Source organism: Neobacillus niacini (assembly GCF_036961885.1).
GTDB classification, from domain to species: domain Bacteria; phylum Bacillota; class Bacilli; order Bacillales; family Cytobacillaceae; genus Neobacillus; species Neobacillus niacini_H.
Genome location: NZ_JBALNQ010000008.1, coordinates 224476 through 230807 on the forward strand (window position 1 = coordinate 224476; position 6332 = coordinate 230807).

Below are 6332 nucleotides of genomic sequence, written 5' to 3' on the forward strand. Positions count from 1 at the left end.
TCTTTCAAAAATAAATATAGTTACCTAGGGTAATTATTTTTCGTAAGAAAGGGGAGAACAGATTTGGAAGGATTTTTTCAACGCTATTTAGGTCTGTATCGAACACTTATCACGTCACTAAATGAATTATTGAGCGCTTATGAGCTTTCTTATTCTTTATGGCAGGTCGTTTTTTATATAAAAAATAATGGTCCCTCGACCCTTGTAGATATTGCAAATCAGTACAATGTAGAAAAGCCGACCATTACTCGGCGGGTTCACCGTTTGGAAGAACTTCAACTTGTAAGGCAAATTGCTGGTCAGGATAGAAGGGAAAAAATCATTCAGTTAACCGAATTAGGAGAAGAGGTTTACCAAGCGTGTCGGAAAAGGATAACGGATTTAGAATTTACGATTATGGATGGTATCGCGAAGGAGGAGCAAGAAGTGGTTTTTCACACTCTTCCTAGGATTCAAGAAAATTTTAAGAAAAAAGAAGGTGATAAAATTGAATAAACCTCCATTGTGGACGAAAGATTTTATCATTGTTTCAACGATTAATTTCTTCTTAACGGTAGTCTTTTATTTATTAATCGTTATCATGGGTGTCTATGCCGTAAATGAATTTAATGCCTCTACAAGTCAAGCAGGGCTAGTAACCGGGATTTTTATTATCGGGGTTTTAATCGGAAGAATCTTTATTGGCCGCCATATTGAGTTAATTGGCCGTAAGAAAACGTTATTCATTGGTATCACTCTTTTTACTTTGGTCACTCTTTTATATTTTGTTCATTACGGTGTCAGCTTCCTCTTGCTTGTTCGTTTCTTGCATGGGATTACACTAGGGATGGCGAGTACGGCGACAGGAACAATCGTTGCTCAGATTATCCCGAAAACACGAAGAGGGGAAGGGATCGGCTATTACAGCATGAGTGCGACATTGGCCACGGCTATAGGACCATTCGTTGGATTATATATGACTCAGCATACTAGCTTTCAAATGATTTTTAGTTTCTGTTTAGCTCTAGGAATCATCAGTTTAGTTACAGCATTTTTTGTGTATGTACCGGCACTGGAGGTACCAGTTAAAACAACTGAAATAAAAGGATTCAAGCTTTCGAACTTTATTGAACCTAAGGCCATTCCGATTGCAATTATTATTCTGGTATTAGCCTTCTGTTACTCTGGTGTCCTTTCGTTTATCAATTTCTATGCTAGAGAAATCGACCTCGTTCAAACAGCAAGTTTCTTTTTCTTAGTCTATTCATTAGCCATATTGGTTTCACGTCCATTTACAGGTCGTTTAATGGATGTAAAAGGTGCAAACTATATTATGTATCCTGCATTTATTGTCTTTACTGCCGGAATGCTGCTTTTAAGTTTCGCCCACAATAGCATCACATTATTAGTAGCTGGTGTACTGATTGGACTTGGATTTGGTAATATGCAGTCATGTACGCAGGCGATCGCGATTAAGTTGACACCTCCTCATCGGATGGGACTGGCAACATCGACTTTCTTTATATTTCTTGATGCAGGACTTGGATTTGGACCCTATCTGCTTGGATTCATCATTTCATTCGCAACCTTCAGTACACTCTATGCCATCTTAGGGTTTGTAGTTTTAACCTCTACCATTCTTTACTTTTTATTGCACGGGAAGAAAGAAAGGTCGAGTATTTTAGCTCATTAGTATGTAAAAGGGACATCATGAAAGAGATGTTCCTTTTTTGATTTTTTGGTACTTGTAATCAATTGTTTTTGGGAATAATATATAAGTAAATCATTATTTACTTATATGAAAAGAGGGGGTGTCCTTAATGGTAAAACTAAATGTTGAATTAGAGCGAACCGCTGCTGTTTTAAAATTGTTAGGTGATAAAACGCGGTTAACGATCATTGCTATTTTAAAACAACGTGAATGTTGTGTATGTGAAATTCTTGAAGTGTTTGATATGAGTCAGCCGTCTATTAGCCAGCATCTTCGAAAATTAAAAGACTTAGAGATGGTAAAAGAGGAAAGAAGAGGTCAGTGGATCTATTATTCCCTTAATCATGATAGTGAACTATATAAACTGATAGAAGATATATTGGAGCATGTACCAGACCAGACTGATAAAATCAACATGATTGAAAAAGCAAATCCGACACTTCAATGCGGATGTTAGCTTTACTGAAATGGGGAGTGAGACAATGAGTAAAACAGATAAGAAACGGTTGTCGTTTTTAGATCGGTACCTCACGCTATGGATATTTTTAGCGATGGCAGTTGGGATTGGCTTGGGATTCATATCTCCAGGATTCGTGGAAGGGATGAACCGTTTGCAAGTAGGAACGACATCGGTTCCGTTAGCAATTGGATTAATTTTAATGATGTATCCGCCATTAGCGAAGGTTCGTTATGAGGAAATTGGCCGAGTTTTTAAAGATGTAAAGGTGTTAGTATTATCGCTTGTGCAAAACTGGATCATCGGTCCAATCCTAATGTTTTTATTAGCCATCATTTTTCTACCTGATCAACCAGAATATATGGTGGGATTAATCTTGATTGGTTTGGCACGGTGTATTGCAATGGTGATTGTTTGGAATGACCTGGCTAAAGGCGATACAGAATATGCAGCGGGTTTAGTTGCCTTTAACTCTGTATTCCAATTGCTGTTCTTTTCCGTTTACGCCTATGTGTTTGTTACCGTCATTCCAGAATGGATGGGGCTGGAGGGTGCCGTTGTAAACATTACCATGTTGGAAGTGGCAAAATCTGTTTTTATCTATTTAGGTATCCCATTTATAGCAGGAATGATTACACGTTTTTCTTTAGTAAAAGCAAAAGGCAGACAATGGTATGAAAAAGTATTTATTCCAAAAATAAGTCCGATCACATTAATGGCTTTACTATTTACGATTATCCTCATGTTCTCGTTAAAAGGAGACGCAATCGTTGCCTTGCCATTCGATGTGGTACGTATCGCGATTCCATTACTCATTTACTTTGTCATCATGTTCTTTGTATCCTTTTTCATGGGAAAGAAGATTGGAGCGAATTATCCGGTCACCACAACGCTTGCGTTTACAGCTGGAAGTAATAACTTTGAATTAGCGATTGCTGTAGCAGTTGGTGTATTTGGAATCCATTCTGGGGCTGCTTTCGCGGCTGTTATTGGCCCACTTGTGGAAGTACCTGTCATGATTGCATTGGTCAACGTGGCCCTTTGGTTTAAACGAAAGTATTTTACAGAGCATACTGCTTAATTCAAATTGTAAAGGTGGAAACCAACTTGGAAAACAAAAAGAAACTTTACTTCTTATGTACAGGAAACTCTTGTCGCAGCCAAATGGCAGAAGGCTGGGCAAAAAAACATTTAGGCAATGAGTGGGAAGTACGGAGTGCCGGTATTGAAGCTCACGGCTTAAATCCAAATGCAGTAAAAGCGATGAAAGAAGCTGGAATTGATATTTCCACTCATACTTCAGATATTATCGAACCTGAATATTTAAACAATGCTGATTTGGTTGTAACGTTGTGCGGAGACGCTGCTGATAAGTGTCCAATCACACCACCAAAGGTTAAACGAGTTCACTGGGGATTTGATGACCCAGCGAAAGCTCAAGGAACAGATCAAGAAAAATGGACTTTTTTCCAGCGAGTCCGTGATGAAATCGGTGACCGCATTAAGACTTTTGCTGAAACTGGCGAGTAAAAAGGTAGCCAAGAGTCCAATCCTCTTGGACAAGCCTTTATTGTTTATATAAGTAAATACTTATGTTAGTTAGGAGAGTGTTTTTATGAGTAAAGTAGAAATCTTTGATCCCGCATTATGCTGCCCTACGGGTGTTTGTGGACCAAGTGTTGATCCTGAACTAACAAGAGTAGCCACTGCCATCTTTTTGCTAGAAAAAAGAGGCTTTGATATTAAACGATATAACCTTGGGACCGAGCCTGCCAAATTTGTTGAAAACATGGAAGTAAACAAAGTCCTTCATGAAAAAGGACCAGATTCGCTTCCCATTACGATCGTGGATGACCAAATTGCGAAAATGGGAGCTTACCCAACTAACGAAGAATTAGCGGTATGGTTTGGTGTAAAAGTGGAAGAGCTTTCTAAAAAACAAACGGCAAATGTAAAAATTGAATTAAAATAATCAGTTTAGGAAGAAGTGAATACCATGTTCCAATCTTTCGATACGAAAAAGATTGTTACCACTAAATTTTTATTCTTTACAGGAAAAGGTGGCGTAGGGAAGACTTCAACAGCTTGTGCTACGGCCGTGACATTAGCAGATGAGGGAAAAAAGGTTTTGCTCGTCAGTACGGATCCTGCCTCTAATTTACAGGACGTATTGGAAGTTGGTCTAACCAATACACCGATGGCAATCCCAAAAGTAGCGAATCTTTATGCTTGTAATCTTGATCCAGAAGTAGCCGCAAGAGCATACCGAGACAAAATGATTGGACCTTATCGCGGGAAACTCCCTTACGCAGTGGTAGTTAACATGGAGGAACAATTGTCAGGTGCTTGTACCGTTGAGATTGCAGCGTTTGATGAATTCACCAACTTGCTTTCCGATCCAACTGTTGTTGATGCATACGAGCATATCATCTTTGATACAGCTCCTACCGGTCATACGCTTCGTCTGCTGCAGCTGCCAACTGCCTGGAGTGGCTTTTTAGAAGAAAATACCCACGGAGCTTCTTGTTTGGGCCCGTTATCGGGATTGTCTGAAAAGAAACAGATTTATTCCATCACCATGGACACTCTTTCCGATTCTAAAAAAACAACCCTAATTCTTGTTGCCAGACCAGATGAGTCATCTTTGCTTGAGGCAAATCGTGCATCAAAAGAGTTAAAAGAAATTGGCATTTCAAACCAGGCGCTGATCATAAATGGATTATTGCAATCCTATCTACCTGAAGATAAAATTTCATCTTCATTTTATGAGCGGCAACGCCAGGCGATCCATCAAATGCCAATTGAACTAAAGCAAGTTGTGACGTATTCGTTGCCATTTGTGTCGTATTCCTTAACAGGTATAGAAAACCTCCGATACTTATTTAAACAATACACCATGCCTGCTAAACCATCTGAGGGTAAAGAGGACCCGCCACTATCATTACCTCGTCTAAATAAGGTGATTGAGGATTTCTCGAAAAACAATGCAAGAGTCATTTTTACAATGGGGAAGGGTGGTGTTGGAAAGACCACGATCGCATCGGCAATCGCCGTTGGATTAGTAGAAAAGGGTCATAAAGTACATCTCACGACCACAGACCCGGCTGCCCATTTAGAGTTTGTTTTCAAAAATAGCGAACAAAATGACAACTTAACCATCAGCCGTATTCATCCGGTAGAAGAAGTTGAGGCGTACAAAGCAGAAGTTTTATCAAAAATAAGTGCTGAGCTTGATGAAGAAGCAATTGCGTATATACAAGAAGATTTGAACTCTCCTTGTACAGAAGAGATTGCAGTCTTTCGAGCTTTTGCAGAAGTTGTCGCGAGATCACAAGAGGAAATCGTGGTCATTGATACGGCACCGACAGGACACACGTTGCTATTATTAGATGCGGCTCAGTCCTATCATAAGGAATTGGCTCGTTCAACAGGAGAAATACCTGAAAGTGTGAAAATGTTACTTCCACGTTTAAGGAATCCGAAAGAAACGAGTGTGGTTATTGTAACCTTAGCTGAGGCAACTCCTGTTTTAGAAGCAAGCCGGCTGCAGGATGATTTAATACGTGCCGATATTACGCCCAACTGGTGGATTATTAACCAAAGTTTATACGCTACTGAAACAAAAGATCCCATTTTAAAGGGAAGAGCGGCTGCTGAAGCCGGCTGGATTCAAAAGGTTACAACTGAATTAGCCGAGAGAACGGCAATTGTTCCGTTAATGAGTGAAGAGACAAAGGGATATGACCAGGTAAAAAGATTTATTAATGGGACTTTTTAATTTCCAAAATGAGAAAAACCAAGTAAGATAAGTAAGTGAATTTTTTGAAAGGTGATGGGGAGATGAATATTACAGACCAAGCCCGTGATGTATTGAAGCAATTGCTTCAAGAAAACGATGCTAAAAATATCCGTGTCTATTTTATGGGCATATCCTGAGGACAGCCACGTGTGGGACTGGCTCTGGATGAGCCGGATGAAAAGGATCATGTCGTAACGATAAATGATATTATGGTAGCAATCGACCCTGATATAGAGCCACATACAGAAAATCTTACGTTAGATTTCAGCCAAGAGGCGAATGGGCTTGTATTAGTTGGGAATGAAAGCGACTGTTGTTAATAGGTAGAAAAGGGGAAGCTAGTTGAGTAGACTAGCTTCCCTTTTTTAATAAAGGCTGTTTTCGTA

At 39.5% G+C, this 6332-nt stretch carries 8 protein-coding genes; all 8 read left to right on the plus strand.

All coding sequences use genetic code 11. From position 1 onward, the window contains the following. The first annotated feature begins 63 nt into the window (after positions 1 to 63). The 8 genes from V7124_RS04700 (at position 64) to V7124_RS04735 (ending at position 6266) form a co-directional block, all read left to right on the plus strand. A complete protein-coding gene (locus V7124_RS04700) occupies positions 64 to 495 on the plus strand; it encodes a MarR family winged helix-turn-helix transcriptional regulator (protein ID WP_335486630.1) in 432 nt (143 codons plus the stop codon). Further along, positions 482 to 1672: an MFS transporter gene (locus V7124_RS04705; RefSeq protein ID WP_335486686.1), complete on the plus strand. Its 1191-nt coding sequence runs from the start codon at positions 482 to 484 to the stop codon at positions 1670 to 1672. The genes V7124_RS04700 and V7124_RS04705 overlap by 14 nt, the downstream gene beginning before the upstream one ends. Before the next feature lie 127 nt (positions 1673 to 1799). After that, positions 1800 to 2147, plus strand: coding sequence for an ArsR/SmtB family transcription factor (locus V7124_RS04710; RefSeq protein ID WP_335486632.1), 348 nt, complete (start codon positions 1800 to 1802; stop codon positions 2145 to 2147). A gap of 25 nt (positions 2148 to 2172) precedes the next feature. Then, complete coding sequence (gene arsB, locus V7124_RS04715) at positions 2173 to 3228, plus strand: ACR3 family arsenite efflux transporter (protein ID WP_335486635.1); 1056 nt, start codon at positions 2173 to 2175, stop codon at positions 3226 to 3228. Positions 3229 to 3254: 26 nt separating this feature from the next. After that, entirely contained in the window at positions 3255 to 3677 is a 423-nt protein-coding gene (arsC, locus tag V7124_RS04720; protein ID WP_335486638.1) for an arsenate reductase (thioredoxin), read from the plus strand. A gap of 85 nt (positions 3678 to 3762) precedes the next feature. Next, positions 3763 to 4119 carry an arsenite efflux transporter metallochaperone ArsD gene (gene arsD / locus V7124_RS04725; protein WP_335486641.1) on the plus strand — a complete coding sequence of 119 codons (357 nt, stop codon included), beginning with the start codon at positions 3763 to 3765 and terminating at the stop codon, positions 4117 to 4119. Positions 4120 to 4143: 24 nt separating this feature from the next. Continuing rightward, the gene (gene arsA, locus V7124_RS04730; protein WP_335486643.1) at positions 4144 to 5925 is read left to right on the plus strand and encodes an arsenical pump-driving ATPase; all 1782 of its coding nucleotides are present in this window, start codon (positions 4144 to 4146) and stop codon (positions 5923 to 5925) included. A 170-nt stretch (positions 5926 to 6095) separates the two neighbouring features. After that, positions 6096 to 6266, plus strand: coding sequence for a hypothetical protein (locus tag V7124_RS04735; protein WP_335414541.1), 171 nt, complete (start codon positions 6096 to 6098; stop codon positions 6264 to 6266). Positions 6267 to 6332 lie beyond the last annotated feature (66 nt).

Bases quoted from the DNA above. Each gene is read 5' to 3' on its own strand.
- arsD (WP_335486641.1), top strand. From the start codon at position 3,763: ATGAGTAAAGTAGAAATCTTTGATCCCGCATTATGCTGCCCTACGGGT.
- arsB (WP_335486635.1), top strand. From the start codon at position 2,173: ATGAGTAAAACAGATAAGAAACGGTTGTCGTTTTTAGATCGGTACCTC.
- arsA (WP_335486643.1), top strand. From the start codon at position 4,144: ATGTTCCAATCTTTCGATACGAAAAAGATTGTTACCACTAAATTTTTA.
- V7124_RS04710 (WP_335486632.1), top strand. From the start codon at position 1,800: ATGGTAAAACTAAATGTTGAATTAGAGCGAACCGCTGCTGTTTTAAAA.